We start from the raw sequence: 23,199 nt of genomic DNA on the forward strand, positions 1-23,199 counted from the left end.
TGCCGGGTCTGCCAGGTGAGACGACGGCATGTATCCGGGTCCGGTGATACCTCGTTCGAGGTACATTCGATGTGGCCGGGACGTCGCGGTGGAACCGCGATCTCGGACCGTCAGCCGTCCACGACGATGGTATCGTCGTCGTCCGGATCGTCCGTCACGTGCGTGTGGAAGTACACGTAGTCGTCGGCGTTTTGGATGGTCGGGTCGGCGGGGACGTCGGCCTCGTCGGATTCGTACACGAGCGCGACGACGCGAACGGTTTCGTCCAACCCGACGATGGGCGTGACGCTCGCGGGCGTTCGGTCCCGTTCTCCCGAATCGAGGTCGTAGTGCATTCGCGTCACCTCGACGCTCTCTCCGACGGTCCCGTCCGTCACCGGTCGTTGCTGAACGACGACGGTGTACCGCTTCGAGGTCCCCTCTCGATTCGTCACCTCGATCGAGACCGGGATTTCGGTCTCCGGTTCGACGGCTTCCGGGACCGCGCCGATCGCACGGTCGCCGTCTTCGGTTTCGCCGTAGAGGGCGACCTCGCTGTAGGAGCTACCGGTCGTCGGCGAGACTATCGCGTACGCGAACACGCCGCCAGCGAGGCCGATTGCGGCGACGAGAACCACGGTCGACATCGCGGTCCGTCGGTCGGCCGGTGTGTCGGTCAGGTGCCCCAGCCACCGTCTCGGCCGGATAGCGAAGCGGTCCGCCGCCGGCTGGCGAAGCCGCCGCCACGTTCCGAGCAGCACCGCCACTACGGTCAGGGACGTCACCGTCGTTCCGATGCTCGCCGCCGTGAGGGGAACGGAGACGAGACCGAGTGCGACTACGACGACCGGCAGTACGGTGATCGAAAGGCCGACCGCGAGGGCGAATCGTTCCGCAATCGAAATTCCTCTGAGTCGACCCTCGCCGCGGCGCTCCTCACTCGACGGGATCGAGACGGTCGGAAAGAGGACCGCGCTTATCGAGTACCCCGGGACGAAGAGCAATAGCGCGACAGCGGCCAGTGGTCGTAGCGTGCTACTGGATGGAACCGACGTCACGACGTGCCAGCACCCGACGGCGAGACCGAGACAGATCGCCAGGTCGACGGGCAATCGCCGGGTATCGCCGACGTCGGCCGGCGTTTCCGTCGGCAGACTCATCTCACTCCCCCGCCATCATCGGGCCCGGACCTCCGGTGTGCCGGTGGCGTCCGGTTTTTACAGGACGTCCTCGATGTCATAGCGACCACAGCGCGGAGACGTCTTTCACCGGGTTTGTTATGTGATTGGTACGGGATCCGGCCGTGACTGAGCGAAGCCTGGCCACGCCCACGCCGCGTCACACCGTGGCCGATCGGAGTCCCACTCCGACTGAGCTCTCCGGCTGTGACCGGTCGGCGGGACGGCCATCGTATCGACCCTAGAACTCGACGTACCGTGATTCCCACTCCTGGCGCTCCTGGATCGCCTCGAGTCCCGTCCCGCTGATCGTGTAGTAGTTCGTCCGCCGGTCGAGTTGCCCCTTCTCGACGAGTCCCCTGTTGACCAGCGTGTCCAGATTGGGGTACAGCCGCCCGTGGTTGATCTCCTCGTCGTAGTACTGCTCGACTTCGGTTTTGACGGCCTGCCCCGACGGCCGATCGGCACCCGCGATGACGTACAGGAGGTCGCGCTGAAATCCGGTCAGATCGTGCATTGCTCACTCTCGCTGACGGTGTGATCGATCGGATATTTGTTATCCACGGCATACATCCCGAGACGCACTCAGATCTCCGTCGACCCACGGCCCGGTGTGAACGATACCGGGTCACCCGGTCCGGTGTGAACGATACCGGGGCACCCAGCCCGGAATGCGATACCGTACCCAGATCCGTTCAGCGTGACACCACCCCGTCCTAACGGCGACGTTCGGATCGTGCTCCCCCGGGTGAGCTATCGTCGCCCGTCGTCCCAAAAAGTCGATCTCTTCGTGCCCGCTAGCTGGGCTGTTCGACGATCTCGACGCGGATTCCGTCCTGATCGAACCGTACGTCGAGGCCCTCAACCAGCGATCGGTAGGCGGTCGTGTGTGAGCCCCCGCGTTCGAACCTGATGCACTCCTCGACGAGGTCGTTTTCGAGGAGATCGTTGATCCTTCGGTACACAGTCGCCGAGGAACAGTCCGTTCGGTCCGTCAGTTCCTTGGCGGTTTTGGGCCCGTCCTGGGTGGCGTAGAGGATCGTCCGCGAGCACTGATTGCCGAGGACGTCCAGGTGTTCCGCTGCGTCCTCGGCTCTGTGGGTCGTCCGTGGCGCTCGCTCCGAGGTGGTCGACTCACTCGACATCGGCCGGGCACCCCGTTGTCCGTCCGTCTCGTTTCGGCGCCACCGGAGGCGCGAACTGGCCGTGACCGACGTTCCCGTGTCGTTGACGATCCATCTACCATCCGTTATGGAAACCGATGTATTTGATAACTGACGACGTTACAGAGGGAAATATAATACTTCGTCGTGGTAATTTGCGATTTCGCCACGGTATCGGGCCCCTTCTGCTGTCCGTCGGGTTTGAACCGGCACGGGTGCGAGTGAAGTGGGACAGATCCGTGTGAATCGTTCGATACCGTCACCCTCACTGCTGTTCCATCGGCCGCGAGGAATCGGCCAACTGACGGTTCTGTCGACGGACAACCCGACGTTAATTCGTGCGTACGTGGTCGACGACTGGTAAACGGACTGGCGAATTTAATCACGTGCCGTCTCCTCCGTTGGGTACGCCCGACCCCGGGACACCGCCGACGTGTACCGGCGACGTCGGGATCGATCGTCGGCCGTCCACCCGCCGACGAAGGTGATCACATGGATTCACGAGAACAGAACTGGACGCCGATGGAATCGTCAGCAACGGGAACACACTGTCGAAAGTGTGGAACGCACGTCACACAGCAGTTCGCTCGCGTGTTCGGCGACAATGGGGACGTCGTTCACGGCTGTCCGTCGTGTACGACCTACAGAGAGATGCAATCGGGTAGTCACCTTCCCGGTGAGCGGAGCTGAGCGGACGCATCGTCGAGCGTGGCCGGATCGACGTTCGCTACAGCTGATCGTGCGCTGCGTCGCCCGCTTCACGTCGCGACGGCGATTTTCCTTCCGTGAGGAACCACTCTGGGTGGATCGTCCGTCGGTGCCGTTCCGCAGACCGGTCCGCCTTCTCCCCGAGCTCCTCGACCGGACTCCGCTACTCGACTGTCCTCCGGATGATAGTGTACGCGCCACTCGTCCCCCGAACCCAATCGTTCTCCGGCATACCTATAACAAATAGCACACGATTCACTACGTTAAAGGGACCGTTGCACGTACTGACCCACACTGATGTGTACAGATAGAGGGAGAGATTCGATCTGTAGCCCCCCACGGAGACAGTATGTCGAGCCGAACTGACGCGACCGGTGAGTTAGCTGAAAGTGACGTGTTTCACATCCTCGGCAACGACCGACGGCGGGAGATCGTCTCCCTCCTCGCGGCCGCGAACGGCCCCATCGACGTCTCGGACGTCGCCCGACGGGTGGCGTCCCGGGAGCACGACGACTCCGATACCGTGCCCAACAACCTCTATAAGAGCGTCTACGTCTCGTTACAGCAAACGCATCTGCCGCAACTGGAAGCCGAGCGGATCATCGTCTACGATTCGGACGCGAAGACGATCCAGCAGGGCGCCCAGTTCGATCACGTCTGTGAGTACATCGACGGAGCGACGGACGGGAACCGACTGTTCAGGCACGCGACGGGAGTGATCGCGACGATCGGGATCGCACTCAGCGGCGCGAGCGGTTTCGGCCTGGCGGTTACAGCGGTGATCCCACCGGCTCACTGGGCCGTCATGTCGCTACTCGCCATCGCGCTGTGGAGTCTCTCGTGGACGCGCCTCCGCGAGCGATTGGACCCGAACCTCGCGCGCTGACCGGATCGGACGCTTACGAGTCGTCCCCGGATCGTGGGTTCGACCGGGAGGCAGCGGGTTCCGACCCTGGTTTACAGATCAAGTTCTCCCGCCCGAGTCGTAACTTCGTGATCTCCCCGTCGGCTTCGAGCTCCGCTAACAACCGGCTCACTTTCGCTTTCGACCAGTCGACCGAGTCGACGATTTCGGCCTGTTTGATGCGACCGCCGTTCTCGGACAGCATCGAGAGTACCCGTTCCCGGTCCGTCACGGGCGTATCCGGTTCGTCACGTCTCCTCGGCACGTTCGATCGCCGACCCCGTCGACGTCGAACGAGCAGGCCGATGGTCCCAAGGACTCCGACAGTGAGCACGATTGCCACCACGGTGAAGCCGGTGTCTCCCGCCAGGAGGGGAACGTGTTCGATACCCGTCGAAACTGACGGCTCACTCGGTTCCATACGCGACACCTCGACGGGTGGATTCGCCCTGGGTCGGTTCGGTCGATCGAACGCAGGACCGCTTTCGAGAGGCGACGGACGGTCCGATCCGCGCCAGGTGGACCGTCGATCGCCGATCACACCATACGTCTTTTTCTCGCGGTTCTCGGGGATCCCGTCTGATACACCTCGTACCGTGAGCACTGCCCGATTCGGCTTCGTCGATGGAGTATCTGATCTCGGCGGGCTCTACGGCTCTCGAGGCACGCCGGGACGACCCACAGCAGACCCCGTTCATACACCGGGGACGCCGACGGCGTCGAAGCCGGTGACGCCCAGAACCGCCAGCACGTAGAGGACGACGAGGACCGAGATCCACGCGAGCAGCGTGATGGCCGCGGCCTGGATCCAGCCGCCCGGATACCGCCAGTTGACGATTGCGAGGTACGAGAGCAACACGAGGGCGGGACCGAGCAGCGGTATCCAGCCGAGGAAGAGTCCGACGACACCCCAGACGATCGCGCCGATGAGCGCCGTCACGATGGCGTAGGTGTAATCTTCGACGTCGACGACGACCTTTGCTCCGAGATAGATCCCGAGCGCCCCGATCAGTAGGCTAACGAGGAACACGACGAGGGAGTCGACAGCCAGTACGGATCCAGTCATACGTAGCACGCAGGGTGCGGGCGGCGTTAGTTATCGATCACGTACACAGGAACGGTTTCTCCCTCACCTTTAGTTGGTGTATCAGAATACCGTCTGCATAGAACACTGTCCAGGCAAAACGGAGATACCATGGACGCACGACCGAGGAGTCGACCAGCGAAAGCGAATTCGAACGACCGACAGTGGTACGATTGGCTTGCCGACATCGTCGCCGCCGAGCGACACCCGCCGGGGTGAGCGTTCGTCCGGAACAGATCGCCCACGAGACGCAGCGATCTTCGCCGATCGACGGGAGGTGCCTTCAGAAGGTACTTTGGTTCGCGACCGAGAGGTTCGGGCAATGACTGTCGATCTCGTCGTACGAAACGGGCGGCTGCTCACCCCGGAAGGGATCGTTCCCGGAGCGGGAGTGGCGATCGACGACGGCACAATCGTCGCCACCGGGCGACCCACTGCGCTTCCGACGGCCACGCGAACGCTCGACGTGGACGGCGCCGTCGTCGCCCCCGGCGTGATCGACTGCCACATTCACAATCGCGAACCGGGACTCGAGTACAAAGAAGACTGGGAGAGTGCCACCCGCGCGGCGGCCGCAGGCGGCGTGACAACCGTCGTCGGGATGCCGAACACGGACCCGATCGTGGACCGACCGGCCCACTTGGAGCGAAAGTTCGAGACGGGCGAGACGGGGTCACTCGTCGACTTTCAGAGTTACGCCGTCGTCACGTCGGAGAATCTAGACCGGATCGATGCCCTCGCCGAGGCAGGCGCACTCGGCTTCAAGATCTTTCTCGGATCGACGGTCGGCGACGTGCCGGCGCCGACGGACGGAGAGATCCTCGCGGCGATGAATCGGATCCGCGAGACCGGGAAGCGACTCGGCTTTCACGAAGAGAACGGCGAGATAATCGATCACTACGAGTCGGCCTACCGGAACGAGGGCAAGAACGAACCGATCCACCACGCCCGGTCCCGTCCTGTCGTCGCGGAGCGAGAAGCTATCGAACGGATGATCACGTTCGCCGAGGAGACCGATGTCTCGATTCACATGTTCCACGTGTCGTCGGGATCGGGCGCGGAAGCGGTCGCTCGCGGTCGTGAGCGCGGAGTTGACGTCACCGCGGAGACGACGCCGCACTACCTCTGGTTCACCGAAGACGTGCTTCGCGAGAAGGGAAACGTCGCCCGCGTTCAGCCTCCGATCCGCGACGCTGCGGAACGCGAGCGCCTCTGGCGGGCGTTCGGTGATGGAGCGATCGACTGCATCGCGACCGATCACGCCCCGCATACGGACGGGGAGAAACTCGTCGACGATCCGTTCGGAAACACCTGGGACGCCATCTCCGGGTTCGTCGGTCTCGAAACGGAGGTTCCCGCGATGCTTTCGTTCGTCGACCAGGGACGCCTCTCGCTCACCGACTGGATCTACCACCACTCGACGCGCCCGGCACAGGTCTGGGGACTGTACCCACAGAAAGGGTCGTTGCAGATTGGAACCGACGCGGACCTCACGATCGTCGATCCAGACGAGGAGTGGACGCTAGCGGATCGATCGACGCTTCACTCGAAAGGAACCGTGACCCCGTTCGAGGGCGAAACGTTCGTCGGGCGGGCCGTCACGACGATCGTCCGCGGAGAAATCGTGTACGAGGACGGCACCGTCACCGGGGAGCCCGGCTTCGGAACGCGCGTCGACGTCGACACGGAGACGTGAGCCGGGCGAGATCTCGAGATCCGATCGAAGTCACGTGATCCGATCGGCGTTTCGTGCCCCGATCGGAATCAGGTGATCCGATTGGTGTTTCGTGACTCGTTCGGAACCAGGTGATCCGATTGGTGTTTCGTGACGCGTTCGGAACCAGGTGATCCGACCGGACTCTCGTGACGCGACGCCGCTGTCGAGACGTTCGAGCAGGGTTTGCTGGTGGTCGCTCAGTCCAGATCGGCGCCGACCGCCTCCGAGACGGTGTCGAAGCCGTCCTCGTGGAGTCGTTCGACGAGCCCGCGGTTTATCTCGCGAGCGGTCGACGGCCCGTTGTAGACGAAGCCGGTGTAGAGCTGGACGAGCGAGGCACCGGCTCGGATCTTCTGGTACGCGCTCTCGGCCGAGTCCACACCGCCGACACCCACGATTGGCAGGTCGGTGTACCCCGCAATCGTCTTGATCACGCCCGTCGATCGGGATTCGAGGGGTTTCCCGCTCAGGCCACCCCACTCGTCCGTCGTCGAGCGCAGCCCCTCGCGGCTCGTGGTGGTGTTCGTCGCGACGATCCCGTCCAGATCGTACGCTTCGACGATGTCGACGAGTTCGTACAGCGAGTCGGTCGGCGAGTCGGGGCCGATCTTCACGAGTAGCGGGGCGTCGTCTTCGTTCGCCGCCTGGAGCGTCTCGAAGATCGTTCGGAGGTGGTCCGGGTCGTCCTCGTCGAACTCGTCGGGCGTGTTCGGACAGGAGACGTTGACGACGAAGTACTCGCCGTACGGGGACAGTTCCTCGAAGACCCGCAGGTAGTCCTCGATAGCTTCGTCCGCGTCGGAGTCGTTCATCTTCCCCACGTTGACGCCGATCGGTCCGCCGGCCTCGCGGTTCGTTTCGAGGCGGTCGCGGACGCGGTCGACGCCGTCGCCGTTGAAGCCCATCCGGTTGACGAGCGCGCGATCTTTGGGGAGGCGAAAGAGCCGCGGACGCGGGTTTCCCGCTTGCGGTTCTGGGGTGACCGTCCCGACCTCGACGAATCCGAATCCGAGGGCGTCGAGCGCCGGAAAGACGCGCGCGTTCTTGTCGAAGCCGGCGGCCACGCCGACCGGATTATCGAAGGTCGTATCGAAGCACTCGACCTCGAGAGCCGGGTGCCGGTAGGTGTACCGGGTCGAAAGCGCTCGTCGAGCGGCGCCGACCGACTGGACCGCACGGAGTCCGGCCGTCACGTACTCGTGAGCGGTTTCTGCAGGGAGTCTGAAGAACAGCGGTCGGAGCCACGAGTACGCGTCCATCGTGCGTCAGTGACTCGCTCGGATACGTAAGTGACTCGGGTCGGCCCGACACAGGATGGGACGAGAGTAGTGACTCGGGTCGGCCTGACACAGGATGGGACGAGAGAAGTGACTCGGATCGGCCCGACACAGGATGGGACGAGAGAAGTGACTCGGATCGGCCCGACACAGGATGGGACGAGAGAAGTGACTCGGATCGGCCCGACACAGGATGGGACGAGAGAAGTGACTCGGATCGGCCCGACACAGGATGGGACGAGAGAAGTGACTCGGATCGGCCCGACACAGGATGGGACGAGAGAAGTGACTCGGATCGGCCCGACACCGGACTGTTCGAGGGCGACCCTCTCCACACCCGATTCGCCGATCGATTCGCGGTCCCGCACAGGATTCGACGTCGGACGGAGGCGACCCCGTTACGATCCGACTCATGGGTACACAATTGGATGCTTTTCTCTCACATTAGTTGTCAATATCTGTGTTTACGCCACGGTGATGGGTCGATGGTGGCACGATCGGACCGTGGTGGGCCCAAACGGGAACATTGAAGGCCGTACGACCGAAATCTCCGGAAAATGACCGACACAGCCGGAGGTGAGACGGCCGGTGACGTTCTCGTTCTCGTTACCGAGTCGTCCACGCTCGAGGAGACCGTCGAGTACGCGGCGCGGTCGGTCCGGGAGCTCGCCGCCGAGACCGACAGTCGGCTCTCGCTCACGATCGGAGCCCCGATCGTCGAGGCTGCTCCGGGAGCGGAGACGGCCGATTTCGACGCGCTCCTCGAGACGGCGGCGTCCGTCGCCGACCGGGAGACTGAACTGACCGACCCACAGGGGTCCGTGGACGTCCGGACCGAACGGATCTACCAGTATCGCTATCCGTTCGACCCCTACGAGTACGCCGACGCGATTCGGTCATACGCGACCGATCACGGCGTCGAGACGGTCGTGGTCGATCCCGCTCACTCACGGCCCGGTGTCAGGCCGATGACCGGATCCCTCGCAGACCAGTTGGATTCGATGGCCGATATCGAGGTCGTGGTCGCGCCCGTCGAGCGGACGAGTCGTCGTCCCTCGCCCGTCACCCGTGGCGGACTGGCCCAGTTTCTGTCCGTGTTCGGCATCTCGTTCGGCTTCTACCTCCTCGTCGGCGGGTTCGCTGACGTCCCGTTCGATCTCGCGACAGGTGTCGTCTCCGCCACCCTCGTCGCCGGAGTGCTCTCTCGCGTCACGTTCGAGCGGACGCCGAGTCCCGCCAGGATGGCCACGACTTCGATCCGCTGGCTGGCGTACGTCCCGTACCTCGGCTACAAGATCCTCGTCGCGAACGTCCAGATCGCCTACGTCGTCTTGCACCCGTCGCTTCCGATCGACCCCTCGGTGGAGCGGTTCGAACCCGGCGTCTGGGGTGGCCTCCCGATCGCGACGCTCGCGAACAGCATCACACTCACGCCGGGCACGTTGACGGTCGACGTCGAGGATCGGCAGTTCGTCGTTCACTCGCTCACCACCGGCGCCCGCGAGGACCTGCTCGAGGGCAGTCTGGAGCGGGCGGTCAGGTTCGTCTTCTTCGGTCGGAGCTCGCTCCCGTACCCGTCTCCGCGCGAGCGAGCGGCGGAGTCGGAGGGTGATTCGACGTGATCCAGGGGCCGGTTTCGACGGTGCTGGTCGCAGGAGCCCTCGGATTCGTGACGATCTCCATCGCCCTGCTCGGGCGTGTGCTCGTCGGTCCGACGATGCAGGATCGGGTCATCGCCCTCAACGTCGTCGGCTCGAACGTCGTCGTGGTCATCGCACTGCTTGCGGCCGCGATGGATCGTCCGGCGTTCCTCGACGTGGCGCTCGTCTACGCACTGTTGAACTTCCTGATGAGCATCGCCATCTCGAAGTTCACCGTCGAACGAGGAGGGGTTCTGTGATGGTGGGATCGGTACTGGTCGCCGCGTTCGTTGCCGGCGGCCTGTTCTTCGCGTTCGTCTCCGCGGTCGGGCTCTACCGCCTGCCGGATCTGTACACGCGGGCCCACGCGGCGTCGAAGAGCGATACCCTCGGAGCGGTTCTCTCGCTGACCGCGGTCGCCGTCGCGTTCGGTGTCGACGTCGCGACGCTCAAAGTGGCGATGCTCGCTATCTTCATGTTGATAACCTCGCCGACGGCCGCACACGCCATCGCCCGTGCCGCACACGAACAGGACATCGAACCCTGGACACGAGGTGAGAACTGATGATCACGTGGCTCGAAGCCGGGTTGCTCGTCTTCATCGTCCTCTCGGCGGTGATGACGGCGATCCTGCGCGACGTACTTGCCGCCATCATCGTGTTCGGAGCCTACAGCCTCGGCATGGCGGTGCTCTGGATCGTGTTGCAGGCGCCCGACGTCGGACTGACCGAAGCGGCCGTCGGCGCGGGAATCATGACGGTGTTGCTTCTCGTCTCTATCGCCCGGACGACGAGACTGACCGGGATCGAACTGCGTCCCGTCGACGTGAACTGGGCCGTCGCCGGACTCTGTGGTCTGTTCGTCCTGGCGCTCCTCGCGACCGTCCCGGAACTCCCCGAGATCGGGCAGGCAGCCGGAAATCCGGTGTTCGGCGACATCTACCACCACTACGTCACCATGGCGTACGAACAGACACACGTCGAGAACGTGGTGACGGCGATCCTCGTGGCCTACCGCGGATTCGACACGCTCGGCGAGGCGACGGTCGTCTTCACGGCTGGCGTCGCCGTACTCACCGTCCTCAGACGGGAGGTGGACGAATGAGCGACCGCAGAACGTACGTCGAGAGCCCGATCATCATGGCGACGGTCAGACTCGTCGCCCCGTTCGTGCTGACCTACGGACTCTTCATCACGCTCCACGGAGCGAGCTCACCCGGCGGTGGGTTCCAGGGCGGCGTCATCGTGGCCTCGGTGATCGTCATGCTCTCGTTCGCCTACGGGATCGACGCCACGTGGGAGTGGCTCGACAAACGCGTCCTGGTCGGGATCACGACGGGTGGTATCGCTGTCTTCGCCGCGCTCGCACTCGGTCCCATACTCGCCGAACCGGGGGCGGACTTCCTCGAACTCGGCGCCTTGCCACTCATCCCAAATCCGTGGAAGTACGGCATCGAACTCGTCGAGGTGGGCATCGCGATGACCGTCGCCGGCGTCGTCATCGTGCTGTTCTTCCAGCTCGCACGCGGAGCGATGCCGCCCGGCGGCTCACCGTACGCGATGCCGTCAGCGGGGCCAACCGGGGAGGAACGTCGTGGGGACTCAAACACGACCGAACGGACGGCATCCGGCACGACCGAACGGACGGCATCCGGCACGACCGAACGGACGGCATCCGGCACGACCGAACGGACGGCATCCGGCCCGGATGCGGTCGACGACGGCTCGCCGGAGCCGAGGACGGGTGCATCGAACAGTGGATCGACTGACGGTCGAGGTGATCGACGATGATGGAACTTTTATCAACTCACTACAATTACATCGTCTTCGCGATACTGCTCGGCGTCGGACTGTACGTGATCATCGACGACGAGAATCTGGTGAAGAAGGTCATCGGTCTCAACATCTTCCAGACGGGTATCTTCCTGTTCTTCATCACGATCTCGGTTCGGGACGGGGGCGTTCCCGCGGTCGGGACGGGCTCGGAATCGGCGTACGTCAACCCGCTCCCGCACGTTCTGATCCTGACTGCCATCGTCGTCGGAGTGAGTCTGACGGCGCTCGCGCTCGCGCTCGTCGTCCGGATCCACGAAGAGTACGGGACGATCCGCGAGGACGTCGTCGCGGAGGTGTTAGCGGATGAGTGACCTGACGCTGCTGCCGGTCCTACTGGTGGTCGGTCCGCTCGTCACGGCGGCGCTGATGCTCGCGCTGGGACAGGTGATCGACGGTGCCGGGCGGGCACTGTCCCTCATCGCCACAGTCGCGAACGCGGCAATCGCGTCCGTACTCGCCTGGGAGACGCTCGTGAGAGGTGCGTCGATTCGGACCGAGATCGCCGGCTTCCCGGCGGGCGAAGGTGGGATCGAGCTCTTCGTCGACGGCATCTCGGCGGCGCTGGTCGTGTTGATCGCCCTGGTCGGACTCGGGGTTCTCGTCGCGAGTCTCGACCACAGGCGCCCAGACAGCTTCTACGCGCTGTACGTACTCCTGATAGCCGGTCTCTCGGGGATGGCGGTGACCAACGACCTGTTCAACCTGTACGTCTTCCTCGAGATCAGTGGGTTGGCGACCTACGCGTTGATCGCGAGCGACGGGTCGGGGCGCTCCGCCGTCGCCGCACTCAAGTACCTTCTCGTCGGGACGGTCGGTGCCTCACTGTACCTGCTCGGCGTCGGATACGCCTTCGTCACGACGGGATACCTGAACGTGGTCCAGCTCCAGGAGGCGTTTTCCGCTGTCGGGTACGAGGACCCGCTCGTCCGGACAGCCTTCGCGCTGATCGCGGCCGGCCTGGCGATCAAGGTCGCCCTCTTCCCGGTCCACACCTGGCAGCCGGACGCGTATACGGAGGCACCAGACCGGGTCACGGCCGTCGTGGCTGCCCTCGTCTCGACGACGGCCGCCTACGCACTCCTGCGCGTCTCACTCGACGTGTTCACGCCGGCGTTCTTCGCCGCCAATCCGTGGATCGTCACGCTCCTGCTCGCGATCGCAGGTGCCAGTGTCGTCGCCGGGAGCGTCCTCGCCGTGTTACAGCGGGAGGTCAAGCGGATGCTCGCGTACTCCTCCGTCTCGCAGTTCGGGCTGGTCGTGCTGGGTATCTACCTGCTGAACGAGACGGCGCTCGTCGGATCTGTGATCCACCTGCTCGGTCACGCAGTCATAAAGGCTGGACTCTTCCTCGGCGTCGCCGCATTCGCCACCGCGTACGGCGTCTCGACGGTCGACGAGTACGACGGACTCGCCGACAGGGCTCCCTACGCGAGCGCTGCGGTCGCCGTCCTCGCCCTGGCACTCGTCGGCGTCCCGCCGACGGTCGGTTTCGTCGGCAAGTTCTACATCGCCGTCGGTGCGTTCGAGGCCGAAGCGTGGGCGCTGCTCGCGATCATCGTCGCGAGTACCATCCTCACGCTCGGGTACGTGATGCGACTGCTCGAACGGATGTACTTCGCCGACCCGCCCGACCCGGCGCCGACCGCACCGCCGCCGGTAGCGGGCCAGAACGGCGACATCTCGACCGACGGCGGCGAGACGACCGACGCACCATCTCGTGAGCCGACAGTGCGAGGCACCGGGACGATCGCTCGGCCGCTGCTCGCCGTCGTCGTCGGTGCGGCGGTCGCCGCCGTCGGTCTCGGCCTCCTCGGCGGTGTCCTGGAGACGGCGTTCGAAAGCGCCGTGGAGGTGCTCGTCTGATGGTCGGCGAACTGCGGCCCCTGCTCGCGGTCGCGATTCCGGCGATCGCGATCCCGCTCATCCTCGCGTTCGGTCGCCGACCGAACCTCCGGGAGGGCTGGACCCTCGCCGCGGCGTTCGCCACGTTCGCGACCGTGGCCAGCATGGTCCCCGACGCGCTCTCCGGCACGACCCTCGAGACGGATCTCGGGACCTTCCTCTCGACTGGGATCGGCGAGTCCATCGCGTTCTCGCTCCGGGCCGACCGTCTGGGAGTCCTCTTCGCGCTGCTCGCTTCCTTCCTCTGGATCGCGACGAGTTTCTACTCCATCGGCTACATGCGCGGGCTCGACGAGCACGACCAGACGCGATTCTTCGCGGCGTTCGCCGCCAGCATCGCGTCGGCGATGGGGGTCGCGTTCGGGGCGAACCTCGTCACGCTGTTCGTCTTCTACGAGGTCCTCTCGATTGCGACGTACCCGCTCGTGGCTCACGACGAGTCCGAGGAGGCGATCTGGGCCGGCCGCAAGTACCTGCTGTACACGCTGGGTGGCGGCGTCGCCGTCCTCGCCGGGACGGTGCTGATCTACGCGATGACCGGGACGACGACGTTCGAGACTGGCGGCATCGCCGCACTCGGAAACGCGGATCCGCTGTACGCTCGCGCCGCCTTCGGCCTGCTCGTCGGCGGGTTCGGTGTCAAGGCCGCGCTCATGCCGCTTCACTCCTGGTTGCCCGACGCGATGGTCGCGCCGACGCCGGTCTCGGCGCTCCTGCACGCGGTCGCGGTCGTCAAGAGCGGCGTGTTCGGTATCGCCCGGGTCGTCCTCGACGTCTACGGTCCAGGTGCCGTCCAGGACCTGGGCGTTGGGATCCCCCTCGCCGCCGTCGCGGCGGTCACGCTACTCACCGCCAGCGTCATCGCGCTGAAGCAAGACAATCTGAAGCGACGGCTCGCGTACTCGACGGTGTCGCAGTTGTCCTACATCGTCCTGGGATTGGGACTCGCGAGTCCGGCCGCTCTCGTCGGTGCCTTGCTGCACATCCCCGCCCACGCGTTCATGAAGATCACGCTGTTCTTCTGTGCCGGCGCCATCCACGTCGAGACCCACACCGACGACATCAGCGACATGGCCGGCATCGGTAAACGGATGCCACTGACAATGTCGGCGTTCGCCGTCGCCGCGGCGGGAATGGCCGGTATGCCGCTACTGGCAGGTTTCGTGAGTAAGTGGTACCTGCTGGTCGGCGCCGTCGACCTGAACCTGGCGATCTTCGCGGTCGTCTTGCTTGTCTCTGGCGTCTTGAACGTCGCGTACTACTGGCCGATCGTCTACCAGGCGTTCTTCGAGGACGAGACGAATCCGGATCCAAAACCGTTGCTAGAGTACCCGCCAGGCGGGCGCGCGGCCACTGATGCCGGCGCCGATGCGGACGTACCGCTCACGAACGGCGGCGTGCCGACCGGGGCCGCTGTGGCAGCACAGTCGACCGCCGATCCCGACACGGGTGACGGCCACTACGACGAGCACACCGACGAACGTAATGGTGACAGCCCGGACGCGTCGGAGCACGAGTCACGTCCCACCGATTCGCGCTGGGAACGTCGGACCTGGCGCACCGAGAGTACGTGGTTCATGCTCGGACCGATCGTCCTCGCGGCGGTCGGTGCGGTGGTCCTCGGACTCGTTCCCGATCACGTGGTCTTTCTCGACCTGATCGAACGCGTCGTCGAAACCGCGACGGAGGTGTCCAACTGATGGCGATAGATCCATACGTCGTTCCGCCGGTACTGCTCGTCGCTGTCGCACTGCTCGCGTACGCCGTGCGCCCGCGATCGATCCATCCCGCCGGACTCGTCGTGACGGCGCTCGCCCTGGCGTACGCCGGATTCGTCCCGTCGGATTACGAACTGACGGGAACGCTCTTCGGCGGCGACGCAGTCGCCTTCGCCGGGTTCGACGTGGTGTTCGTCTCCGTCGACCCGTTCAGCCGGCTGATGGGCACGATATTCGCGTTCATCGGCTTCGTCGCGGTCCTGTACTCGTGGTCGACCGACGCGTCGCCCAGCCAGACTGCCTACGCCGTCTCGTACGTCGCGTCGAGTCTGCTGGCGGTCTACGCCGGCGACTGGCTCCTCCTGCTGTTCGCCTGGGAGCTCATGGCGATCACGTCGACCCTGCTCGTCTGGCACCACGGCGGCGCCGCGGTCAGGGCCGGCTTCCGGTACGCCGTCTGGCACGGCATCGGCGGTAGTCTGCTGATGGCCGCCGTCATCTGGCACTACCAGAGCCCCGGCGTCGGAACGTTCGTCATGACCGGGGACGGCATCGCGACCGGCATTCCGCAGGCGCTGGCCGCGCTCGGCATCGGCATCAACGTCGCGTTCGTCGGGTTCCACGCCTGGCTTCCCGACACGTACCCGCGCCCGCACGTCGCGGCGAGCGTCTTCCTCTGTGTCTACACCACCAAGACCGGCGTCTACGCGCTCTACCGGGCGTTCCCGGATGGTTCCCTGGCGCTCGCCTACATGGGCGGTGCGATGGCCGTCTTCGGCGTCACCTTCGCGCTGCTGCAGAGTGACATGCGCCGTCTTCTCTCGTATCACATCCAGTCGCAGGTCGGCTACATGGTCGCCGGCGTCGGGATCGGCTCGACGCTCGCGGTCTCGGGTGCCTTCGCCCACGTCTTCAACCACATCCTCTACAAGGCGCTGCTGTTCATGACGGTCGGCGTCGTCATCTACCGCACCGGCGCCGAGAGCCTGAACAAGATCCACGGGATGCGCCGGGCGATGCCGATCACGTTCCTCGCCTTCACGATCGCCGCGCTCTCGATCGCCGGCTTCCCCGGCTTCAACGGGTTCGTGAGCAAGGGGATGGTCCTCTACGAGGCCCACCACTATCCGGAGTACGAGGCGCTGTGGTACCTGCTCCTGCTCGGCGGCGTCGGCACGTTCATGTCGTTCATCAAGCTCGGCTACTACGTGTTCTTCTACGGCGAGCAGACCCACGACGTCGACCGCGCGTCGGTCGGACAGTCGATCGCCATGCTGTCGGTCGCGGCGCTCTGTGTCCTCTACGGACTGTTCCCGGACGCGCTCTTCTCGATCCTGCCGGACGGAAACGCCGAAGCCATCGTCAAATTCGATGTGTTCTCTCTCGGTCACCTCCGGGAGGGCTTCGGTCTCGCCGCGGCCGGCGTCGTCGGCTTCGCGCTCCTCAAGCGGCCGCTCTCACGCGTCGGAATGATTCCCGACATCGACTTCGCGTACAATCCGCTCTCGGTCGGGCTCGGTCGCGGCACGCTCCGTCTGATCAACGCCGTGATCGGCGTCATGGATCGCAACTCGACCCGGGCGGTACTCGGAACCCTCTCGCTCGGGGCGGTCGCGACCGGTGACGTCGAGACGCGTTCGACGGATCGATCCCTGGAGGGCGGCCCCGAACTCTTCGAACGGGGCCTCACCGCGGCCTTCACGAAACGGTCCGGCATCGGCGTCGCCGTCGCGATCGTCGTCGTCGCGACCACGGTACTACTCGTCCTGGGGTTCATCTGAGAACCGTCGACCGGCGCACTCGCCCCATCGGTGATCGGACGCACCAGCGTCTGTCAGCAAGCGTGTCACGTAACGCGGCCTGTCTATCAGCAAGCGTGTCACGTAACGTGACCTGAGTGTCCGATTCGTGAGCGCAGTATCGTCTTCGAACGGACTCGAACGATCGGCGTACACCTGTTGTATGCCGTTCGTTGGTGATGAGTGTCCCGTCGGCGTGGTCGTAGGGCGTGTCGAACGCATCGCGATAGTCGGCCACCGGTCTCTGCGAGGCTGTCACCATCTGACGCCAGTTCACGTTCGGACCTCGTCCGTACGCTCGTACCGACCGAATCCAGTGGGTTGGCGTGAGGGCCTCGTCGGTCGACCCAGGTGACGGGGACCGACGGTTCGACGGGGAGTGCGTGTACACGATTCGATGACCCTTTCGGCGACTGCAAATTCCGTCGATATCGTGATACAGAGGCGCTGTGAGGATACTTCGACCATAGCGGTCTGCATGCGACGAATAACAATTGGCGCCAGGACGAGACCATCCTATGGATGACCGAGACCGGACGTCGAGTGGCCGATATCCCAGGATTGACCGGTGCGACCGGTGGGGTGAGAGATGTATCGTGACCATCGCGTCGCCGTCGTGGTCCCGGCGTACAACGAAGCCGCGTTCGTCGGCGAGGTCCTGGAGACGATACCGGCTTACGTCGATCGAGTCTACGCCGTCGACGATCGTTCGACCGACGGCACCTGGGCGGAACTCCGTCGACGGGCGGGTACCGAACCGATCGAAGAGCGCGCTGGGCGCCGCGATCGGGTGTCGTCGACAGAGGAGGTGCGATCGGAGCCAGCGACACCGGATCGCGCTCGCCCAGACGGCGGCGGACGGTCCATCGACGTCGGTGGCGCCGATTCGCCGGGGTCTGGACCGACCGGGAGTAACCCGTCGTCTCGGAGCGGATCGATCGATCTGGAGGGCATATTGAACGAGATGGATGACGAGCGCTCCCCGACGGCGACGGACGACGTGCTCGGATCGACGAGTGGTAACGGGGCTGGCGACAGGCCGACGAGTGGTGACGGGGACGGTGACGGGCCGACGGTGGTTCCGGTCCGGCACGCGGAGAACCGCGGCGTCGGCGCGGCGATCACGACGGGGTATCGACTGGCGCTCGCCGACGGGATCGACGTCACGGCCGTCATGGCGGGCGACGGACAGATGGATCCGGCACAGCTCTCGCGGTTACTGGATCCGATCGTCGAGGGGCGTGCGGCGTACGCGAAGGGGAATCGATTACGCGGACGGGAGCAGTTCGACTCGATGTCGTGGTTTCGATTCGGCGGGAACGTGCTCCTGTCGTTGCTGACGAAGGTCGCGAGCGGGTACTGGGGGATGCTCGACCCACAGAACGGCTATACGGCGATCTCGCGTGAGGCCCTGGCGGCGATCGATCTCGATTCGCTCTACACGGAGTACGGGTTCGCGAACGACCTGCTCGTCGAACTGAACACGAACGGGTTCTCGATCGCGGACGTGGCGATGCCGGCCGTCTACGGCGACGAGCGGAGCCACATCGCGTATCGAACGTTCGTCCCCCGTCTCTCGTGGTTGCTCTGGCGCCGGTTTCTCCACCGCCTCGGCGTCACCTACATCCTCAGGGACTTCCACCCGCTCGTCGGCCTGTACGCGCTCGGAGTCGGCGGTCTCGCCGTCGGTCTCGGATCGATCGTCGGGTATATTCTCGGGTCCCGGTCAGCGACGAGCGACTCGCCTGCGACCGCCGACGGCGACCCGACGTCTCGACGGACCGCCGATCGCTCCGAGGCGGACTCGCTCCGACGGTCGGTTCGGTGGTGGGCGGCTGGGACGTGGGCGTTCGTCGCGGCGATCGCGCTCTGTCTCGCGATGGCCTTCGATCACGACTCGAACGACGGGTCGGTGGTGGTCGACGAATGAGGTGTATCGTTACGATACAACACCCTGCGCACGTCCACTTCTTCCGACACGCGATCGGCGAACTCGAAGCAGACGGCCACGAGGTGTTCGTCTTCGCCCGCGAAAACGACCTCGCCGTCCCGTTACTGGAGGCGTACGACATTCCGCACGAGGTGCTCGCGGGGCCGCAGGACTCGCTCGTCTCCCTGGCGGCCGTCCAGGCGCGGTACGAGTGGCGGCTCCTTCGGCGAGCGAGGCGGCTCGATCCCGACGTCATGACGGCGATCGGCGGCGTCGCGGTCTCACACGTCGCGGCGCTGGTCGGGGCCCGGAGCGTGGTCTTCGTCGATAACGAAGGCGTCTGGTCGCATCGACTCGTGGCACCGTTCGCCGACGTGATCGCGACACCGTCGACGTTCGAGGGCGACTTCGGTGACGGTCACGTCCGATACGATGGGTATCAGGAACTGGCGTACCTGCACCCGGACCGATTCGAACCGTCACCCGAGACGCTCCGCGCGTACGGCGTGGATCCGGACGAGCGATACTTCTTCTGTCGGTTCCGGACCTGGGACGCGCTCCACGACGTCGGACAGGGCGGACTCTCCCCGGCCGGCAAACGCGAACTGGTCGCTCGCTTTTCCGAACGCGGTTCCGTGTACATCTCGAGTTCCGATTCGCTCCCGGCGGATCTCGAACCGCATCGGGCGCCAGTCCCGCCGACTGCCGTCCACGACCTGCTCTACTTCGCCGACTGTTACGCCGGCGATTCGGGGACGATGGCGACGGAAGCCGCACTCCTCGGCACGCCGGCCGTTCGGATTCAGTCGTTCGCCGAGGACGCCGACACCGACATGAGTAACTTCGTCGTCATGGAGCGCGAGTACGATCTCATGCGATCGACCGCCGACGAGGACGTCGCCATCGCCCTCGCAGACGAGTTGAGTGCGGACGAATCGGCGTCGGACCGGTGGCGACGCCGGCGGAATCGGGCGCTCACCGACCTGGCAGACGGAACGGACGTCGTCGTGGACCTGCTCACGAGGCCGCAACAGCGACGTCCGGCCCAGCCGGTGGTCGGACGCGAGTGATCTCGACGGTGGTATCGTGATTACGACGACTACTCACGTCCTGTCGATTCGTCAGATCCGTCCGTCGAATCGTCGACCGCGACGAGCGACTGCTCCAGGAAACTCGTGCGAATTCCGCCACGGGGCCCGGAGGCCGCGGTCCTGTCGCCGTCACCATCGTGGGCCCGTCTCGCGTCGCCCGGCGTGAGATAGTCGCCGTCCACGGAAACGCCGGTGGTCCGACTGAGACGTTTCAGGATCGTGCGGGCACCTTCGGTGGTGATCGCTGGCGGGGCAATTCCGTGGGTTCGAGCGAGGTCGATGGCCGTCGACTCCGCGAAGCGGGCCTCGATCTCCTCTGCGTCGTGCCCGCGATCGGTGAGCGATTCGCGGACCGTCGCCGCGACGGTCGGTGCGTGGCGCGTCGGAAAGAGCGGCCAGTCCGTGGTCGGCGGATCGAGAGCGACCCGATACCGACGCAACGGCGTCCTCGCAGCCGCGGGGAGCGCGACGTCTTCGAGATCGTGTGCCGTCCCGAGAACCCTGATCGTTCCGTCGTAGAAATCGACGTCGTCCCAGGTCGCGCCGGTTCGTCTGTCGTCTTCAGGAACTCGGAACAGTTCACCGCCACGCAGGCCCGCGTGGGTGAGCAACGCGACCATCGCGTGTTCCCGTAGTCGTTCGACTCGTTCGTCCGTTCCGTCGTCTGCCTGCGCCGCGAGCCGTCGCACTTCGGCTTCGAGTTCGACCGCGGCCGTTCCCGCCCGGGTCGCGCTCGGCGTCGCTTCCGGTTGCGTCGGCAAGGCGTCGGTTGCGCGTGTGGCCGTCGCCGGGTTCGTCGGGAGCATCGATTCTTCGACACACCACGAGAGGAACGCCCGGACGACGGCGAAGTACGTTCGCGCCGTCGACGCGGCGTACTCCCCGCGGTTCGTCCGTCGCGTGAGCTCTCTAGCGTACGCTTCCAGGTGGGCCCGTTCTAACTCCTCGAGGGTCGCGACGCCGTACTCGTCGTCGAGCCAGGTCGCCCACCGGCCGAGGATCGAGGCGGCGTTCGACGCGTACGTGCCGTCCCCGTCCCCGACGGATTTCCGATCCAGGTAGTGCTCGACGACGGTCGAGATGGGTCTCATGGCTTGTCGTCCCGTAGATCGTGTCCCGGCGGACACCACGTTCGGCCGCGATTGCCCTCGGTGGCTCGACGCGACTGATACATCGTCTTACTCCTGGACGGGCACCCCCGTAAATCTGGTCATCACCGGGCTACGGGGCGGATACGCGGGACGGCCGAACGGACTGTTCCACTGCGAGTCAACCCGTTCGGTACCGCTGTCGTCCGATCGGGTACCCGGCTTGGCCGCCCGTCGCGAGGACGGTCGCGCTCAATCGTCGGTCGCCGCCGTCGCCGGGCGGTAGGTACGACTTATCGCACGCCAGCGACCCGTCGTGAAGCGGTAGTAGGTCACCGCCGCCGGGATCGCAGTCTCGGCGACGAACGCGAGGAACAGGCCGTAGAGCCCGAGACGGGTGGTCGCACCGAGGTACGCCAGCGGGATCGCGCCGCCGAACATGCCGAGAAACTGCCCGTAGAAGGGCCAGCGGGTGTCTCCGGCTGCGTTGAGTGCACCCTCCGCGGAGCCGACGATCCCACGCAGCAGGATTGCGACGCACGCGGCGTAGACGAGCGACACGGCGATCGGGATCACCGGCGATCCGGCTTCGTCTACGAACGCCCGGACGATCGGCTCCGCGAAGATGAAGACGATCGCCGCCGACACCGCGTAGACGGCGACGGAGTACCGGACGATCTCTCGACCGTACTGTTCTGCGGTGTCTTCGGCGCCGGTGCCCAGTGCCTGGCCCACGAGACTCGACGCCGCGAGGCTGAAGCCCCAGCCAGGCGTGTTCATCAGCCCCCAGATGCGTCGCGTGATGACGTACGCCGACGAGGTATCGGTCCCGAACATGTCGACGATCGACAGCAGGGGGATCTCCGCGACCGTCCAGACCAAGTTCCGGAAGAACACGGGCGTCCCGATTGTGACGAGCGATCGGATGATCTCGGCGTCGACGTAGGATCCGAACGGGTCGATCGTGACCACCATGTCCGGGACACCCGGGAACGACCCACGGACGAGGAGCGTGGCGAACGCCCCCGAGACGACGACGTTCGCGAGGACGGTCCCGAGAGCCGCACCGGCGACCCCGAGGTCGGCGACGAAGATGAAGATCGCACTGAAGGCGATGTTCGAGATGGCACCGCCAGCCCTGATCACCATCGGCGTCCAGGCGTCGTCCATACCGACGAACGTGCGACTTCCGATCAGGTTGAGCCCGGCGAACGGGACGCCAAACGCGACGACCGCGAGGTAGGACGCACCGAGGGCGAGGGGTTCCGGTTTCGTCGTGATGACCGAGACCAGTTCGGTCGAGAACGTCGCGAAGAACGCCGTGACAGGGAGGCTGATGACGAGCACCAGCAAGACTGACGAGCGTATCGCCAGACCGAGTTCGTCGAACTGTTCGGCCCCGTAGCGTTGTGAGACGAGGGCGATCGTCCCGCCCGCGACCCCGCCGCCGATGGTAAAGGCCAGCCCCCAGAACGGCGTCGCGAACCCGACGCCGGCGATCGCTGCCTCGCCGACCGCGATACCGACCATCGCGACGTCGACCGCGCTCTTCGACATTCGCGCGAGTCCGGTCACGATGCGCGGCCAGGCGAGGTCGGCCGTACGGACGGCGCGCTCCCGGTCGATCAGCCCCAGCCGTGCGAGGCCGAGACCGATCCACAGAATCACGAGTCGCATCGGATTCGGGAGGCGCGACGACACTGGAATCCTGCGGTGCTAGCCGACGGAGGCTAAAAGTAGTTCACGACCCGGCAGCCCCGACCGGTTGTCGAATCGACACGCACGGGTGGGATTCTCACTGTCGGTGGCGTGTTGTGGCGGTGGCATCGGCGGGACCGTCGTTGCGAGGGAACTGGGTTACGAGGGAACGCAAGTGCGAACTCGTGAGCTCTGCGTAGCCCGCTCGAGTGTGGCGATATCAGCACACGTTTCGAAGTGCGACCACGCAGTGGTTCGAAAGACCGGACCACTCGCTGAACAACTGATCAGTCGAGGGAACGAATCGGCCCGGCGGACAGAATACCCGATAGAACGGCGTTCCCCGCCGATGTACCGGTCATACCGAGGAACACGATGCTCCGCTACCGTATCGACGGTCGCCCAGAGAACGCGTCGTGGTGTATCGGTCGTCGATTGGAGCCTGTCGATCTTCGATTGGAGCCTGTCGATCGTCGATTGGTACCTGT

Annotated in this window: 22 protein-coding genes; 14 read left to right on the forward strand and 8 right to left on the reverse strand. The window is 65.1% G+C overall.

What is annotated here, in order from left to right; genetic code table 11:
- Positions 1-110: 110 nt before the first annotated feature.
- From NO366_RS13685 to NO366_RS13695, 3 genes are all read right to left on the reverse strand, one after another.
- Complete coding sequence (locus NO366_RS13685; protein ID WP_256531347.1) at positions 111-1,139, reverse strand: DUF1616 domain-containing protein; 1,029 nt, start codon at positions 1,137-1,139, stop codon at positions 111-113.
- 259 nt (positions 1,140-1,398) lie between these two features.
- Positions 1,399-1,674: a PadR family transcriptional regulator gene (locus NO366_RS13690; RefSeq protein WP_256531348.1), complete on the reverse strand. Its 276-nt coding sequence runs from the start codon at positions 1,672-1,674 to the stop codon at positions 1,399-1,401.
- Positions 1,675-1,954: 280 nt separating this feature from the next.
- Positions 1,955-2,302 carry a winged helix-turn-helix domain-containing protein gene (locus tag NO366_RS13695; protein ID WP_256531349.1) on the reverse strand — a complete coding sequence of 116 codons (348 nt, stop codon included), beginning with the start codon at positions 2,300-2,302 and terminating at the stop codon, positions 1,955-1,957.
- 540 nt (positions 2,303-2,842) lie between these two features.
- On the opposite strand from NO366_RS13695, the gene NO366_RS13700 reads away from it, so the two are divergent.
- The gene (locus tag NO366_RS13700; RefSeq protein WP_425493223.1) at positions 2,843-3,010 is read left to right on the forward strand and encodes a DUF7563 family protein; all 168 of its coding nucleotides are present in this window, start codon (positions 2,843-2,845) and stop codon (positions 3,008-3,010) included.
- A gap of 367 nt (positions 3,011-3,377) precedes the next feature.
- The gene (locus NO366_RS13705) at positions 3,378-3,914 is read left to right on the forward strand and encodes a DUF7344 domain-containing protein (protein WP_256531350.1); all 537 of its coding nucleotides are present in this window, start codon (positions 3,378-3,380) and stop codon (positions 3,912-3,914) included.
- A 13-nt stretch (positions 3,915-3,927) separates the two neighbouring features.
- Here NO366_RS13705 and NO366_RS13710 read toward each other — a convergent pair whose 3' ends face one another.
- Positions 3,928-4,353 (reverse strand): helix-turn-helix transcriptional regulator, encoded by a 426-nt coding sequence (locus NO366_RS13710; RefSeq protein WP_256531351.1) that lies wholly within the window; start codon positions 4,351-4,353, stop codon positions 3,928-3,930.
- 273 nt (positions 4,354-4,626) lie between these two features.
- Entirely contained in the window at positions 4,627-4,998 is a 372-nt protein-coding gene (locus NO366_RS13715; RefSeq protein ID WP_256531352.1) for a hypothetical protein, read from the reverse strand.
- A gap of 340 nt (positions 4,999-5,338) precedes the next feature.
- Here NO366_RS13715 and allB point away from each other — a divergent pair, with 340 nt between their 5' ends.
- Positions 5,339-6,712: an allantoinase AllB gene (allB, locus tag NO366_RS13720; RefSeq protein ID WP_256531353.1), complete on the forward strand. Its 1,374-nt coding sequence runs from the start codon at positions 5,339-5,341 to the stop codon at positions 6,710-6,712.
- Positions 6,713-6,930: 218 nt separating this feature from the next.
- Here the strand turns inward: allB and NO366_RS13725 are convergent, their stop codons facing one another.
- Positions 6,931-7,992: a quinone-dependent dihydroorotate dehydrogenase gene (locus tag NO366_RS13725; RefSeq protein WP_256531354.1), complete on the reverse strand. Its 1,062-nt coding sequence runs from the start codon at positions 7,990-7,992 to the stop codon at positions 6,931-6,933.
- A gap of 575 nt (positions 7,993-8,567) precedes the next feature.
- Between NO366_RS13725 and NO366_RS13730 the strand changes: the two genes are divergently transcribed.
- From NO366_RS13730 to NO366_RS13780, 11 genes are all read left to right on the forward strand, one after another.
- Positions 8,568-9,632 (forward strand): monovalent cation/H+ antiporter subunit E, encoded by a 1,065-nt coding sequence (locus NO366_RS13730; protein WP_256531355.1) that lies wholly within the window; start codon positions 8,568-8,570, stop codon positions 9,630-9,632.
- Positions 9,629-9,910 (forward strand): monovalent cation/H+ antiporter complex subunit F, encoded by a 282-nt coding sequence (locus NO366_RS13735; RefSeq protein WP_256531356.1) that lies wholly within the window; start codon positions 9,629-9,631, stop codon positions 9,908-9,910. The genes NO366_RS13730 and NO366_RS13735 overlap by 4 nt, the downstream gene beginning before the upstream one ends.
- Entirely contained in the window at positions 9,910-10,215 is a 306-nt protein-coding gene (mnhG, locus tag NO366_RS13740; protein WP_256531357.1) for a monovalent cation/H(+) antiporter subunit G, read from the forward strand. Before NO366_RS13735 ends, mnhG begins: the two co-directional genes overlap by 1 nt.
- Complete coding sequence (locus tag NO366_RS13745; protein WP_256531358.1) at positions 10,215-10,754, forward strand: DUF4040 domain-containing protein; 540 nt, start codon at positions 10,215-10,217, stop codon at positions 10,752-10,754. Before mnhG ends, NO366_RS13745 begins: the two co-directional genes overlap by 1 nt.
- Positions 10,751-11,440, forward strand: coding sequence for an MnhB domain-containing protein (locus NO366_RS13750; protein WP_256531359.1), 690 nt, complete (start codon positions 10,751-10,753; stop codon positions 11,438-11,440). Before NO366_RS13745 ends, NO366_RS13750 begins: the two co-directional genes overlap by 4 nt.
- Positions 11,437-11,796, forward strand: a complete 360-nt coding sequence (locus NO366_RS13755) for a cation:proton antiporter subunit C (RefSeq protein ID WP_256531360.1) — start codon at positions 11,437-11,439, stop codon at positions 11,794-11,796. The genes NO366_RS13750 and NO366_RS13755 overlap by 4 nt, the downstream gene beginning before the upstream one ends.
- Complete coding sequence (locus NO366_RS13760) at positions 11,789-13,348, forward strand: proton-conducting transporter transmembrane domain-containing protein (RefSeq protein WP_256531361.1); 1,560 nt, start codon at positions 11,789-11,791, stop codon at positions 13,346-13,348. The genes NO366_RS13755 and NO366_RS13760 overlap by 8 nt, the downstream gene beginning before the upstream one ends.
- Positions 13,348-15,087: a proton-conducting transporter transmembrane domain-containing protein gene (locus NO366_RS13765; protein ID WP_256531362.1), complete on the forward strand. Its 1,740-nt coding sequence runs from the start codon at positions 13,348-13,350 to the stop codon at positions 15,085-15,087. Before NO366_RS13760 ends, NO366_RS13765 begins: the two co-directional genes overlap by 1 nt.
- The gene (locus tag NO366_RS13770; RefSeq protein WP_256531363.1) at positions 15,087-16,886 is read left to right on the forward strand and encodes a Na(+)/H(+) antiporter subunit D; all 1,800 of its coding nucleotides are present in this window, start codon (positions 15,087-15,089) and stop codon (positions 16,884-16,886) included. The genes NO366_RS13765 and NO366_RS13770 overlap by 1 nt, the downstream gene beginning before the upstream one ends.
- Before the next feature lie 607 nt (positions 16,887-17,493).
- Positions 17,494-18,834, forward strand: coding sequence for a glycosyltransferase family 2 protein (locus NO366_RS13775; protein ID WP_256531364.1), 1,341 nt, complete (start codon positions 17,494-17,496; stop codon positions 18,832-18,834).
- Positions 18,831-19,904 carry a DUF354 domain-containing protein gene (locus NO366_RS13780; RefSeq protein ID WP_256531365.1) on the forward strand — a complete coding sequence of 358 codons (1,074 nt, stop codon included), beginning with the start codon at positions 18,831-18,833 and terminating at the stop codon, positions 19,902-19,904. Before NO366_RS13775 ends, NO366_RS13780 begins: the two co-directional genes overlap by 4 nt.
- A 29-nt stretch (positions 19,905-19,933) precedes the next feature.
- Here NO366_RS13780 and NO366_RS13785 read toward each other — a convergent pair whose 3' ends face one another.
- Positions 19,934-21,016, reverse strand: coding sequence for a tyrosine-type recombinase/integrase (locus NO366_RS13785; RefSeq protein ID WP_256531366.1), 1,083 nt, complete (start codon positions 21,014-21,016; stop codon positions 19,934-19,936).
- 249 nt (positions 21,017-21,265) lie between these two features.
- Positions 21,266-22,690 carry an MATE family efflux transporter gene (locus tag NO366_RS13790; protein ID WP_256531367.1) on the reverse strand — a complete coding sequence of 475 codons (1,425 nt, stop codon included), beginning with the start codon at positions 22,688-22,690 and terminating at the stop codon, positions 21,266-21,268.
- Between the last annotated feature and the right edge of the window lie 509 nt (positions 22,691-23,199).

Origin of the sequence: Halovivax cerinus (assembly GCF_024498195.1) — an archaeon.
Taxonomy (GTDB): domain Archaea; phylum Halobacteriota; class Halobacteria; order Halobacteriales; family Natrialbaceae; genus Halovivax; species Halovivax cerinus.

Coding starts and splice junctions, on each gene's coding strand:
- NO366_RS13755 (WP_256531360.1), top strand. CDS start 11,437: ATGATGGAACTTTTATCAACTCACTACAATTACATCGTCTTCGCGATA.
- NO366_RS13715 (WP_256531352.1), bottom strand. CDS start 4,998: ATGACTGGATCCGTACTGGCTGTCGACTCCCTCGTCGTGTTCCTCGTT.
- allB (WP_256531353.1), top strand. CDS start 5,339: ATGACTGTCGATCTCGTCGTACGAAACGGGCGGCTGCTCACCCCGGAA.
- NO366_RS13730 (WP_256531355.1), top strand. CDS start 8,568: ATGACCGACACAGCCGGAGGTGAGACGGCCGGTGACGTTCTCGTTCTC.
- NO366_RS13780 (WP_256531365.1), top strand. CDS start 18,831: ATGAGGTGTATCGTTACGATACAACACCCTGCGCACGTCCACTTCTTC.
- NO366_RS13695 (WP_256531349.1), bottom strand. CDS start 2,302: ATGTCGAGTGAGTCGACCACCTCGGAGCGAGCGCCACGGACGACCCAC.
- NO366_RS13775 (WP_256531364.1), top strand. CDS start 17,494: ATGTATCGTGACCATCGCGTCGCCGTCGTGGTCCCGGCGTACAACGAA.
- NO366_RS13705 (WP_256531350.1), top strand. CDS start 3,378: ATGTCGAGCCGAACTGACGCGACCGGTGAGTTAGCTGAAAGTGACGTG.
- NO366_RS13760 (WP_256531361.1), top strand. CDS start 11,789: ATGAGTGACCTGACGCTGCTGCCGGTCCTACTGGTGGTCGGTCCGCTC.
- NO366_RS13745 (WP_256531358.1), top strand. CDS start 10,215: ATGATCACGTGGCTCGAAGCCGGGTTGCTCGTCTTCATCGTCCTCTCG.
- NO366_RS13685 (WP_256531347.1), bottom strand. CDS start 1,139: ATGAGTCTGCCGACGGAAACGCCGGCCGACGTCGGCGATACCCGGCGA.
- NO366_RS13710 (WP_256531351.1), bottom strand. CDS start 4,353: ATGGAACCGAGTGAGCCGTCAGTTTCGACGGGTATCGAACACGTTCCC.
- NO366_RS13725 (WP_256531354.1), bottom strand. CDS start 7,992: ATGGACGCGTACTCGTGGCTCCGACCGCTGTTCTTCAGACTCCCTGCA.
- NO366_RS13750 (WP_256531359.1), top strand. CDS start 10,751: ATGAGCGACCGCAGAACGTACGTCGAGAGCCCGATCATCATGGCGACG.
- NO366_RS13700 (WP_425493223.1), top strand. CDS start 2,843: ATGGAATCGTCAGCAACGGGAACACACTGTCGAAAGTGTGGAACGCAC.
- NO366_RS13765 (WP_256531362.1), top strand. CDS start 13,348: ATGGTCGGCGAACTGCGGCCCCTGCTCGCGGTCGCGATTCCGGCGATC.
- mnhG (WP_256531357.1), top strand. CDS start 9,910: ATGGTGGGATCGGTACTGGTCGCCGCGTTCGTTGCCGGCGGCCTGTTC.
- NO366_RS13790 (WP_256531367.1), bottom strand. CDS start 22,690: ATGCGACTCGTGATTCTGTGGATCGGTCTCGGCCTCGCACGGCTGGGG.
- NO366_RS13690 (WP_256531348.1), bottom strand. CDS start 1,674: ATGCACGATCTGACCGGATTTCAGCGCGACCTCCTGTACGTCATCGCG.
- NO366_RS13785 (WP_256531366.1), bottom strand. CDS start 21,016: ATGAGACCCATCTCGACCGTCGTCGAGCACTACCTGGATCGGAAATCC.
- NO366_RS13770 (WP_256531363.1), top strand. CDS start 15,087: ATGGCGATAGATCCATACGTCGTTCCGCCGGTACTGCTCGTCGCTGTC.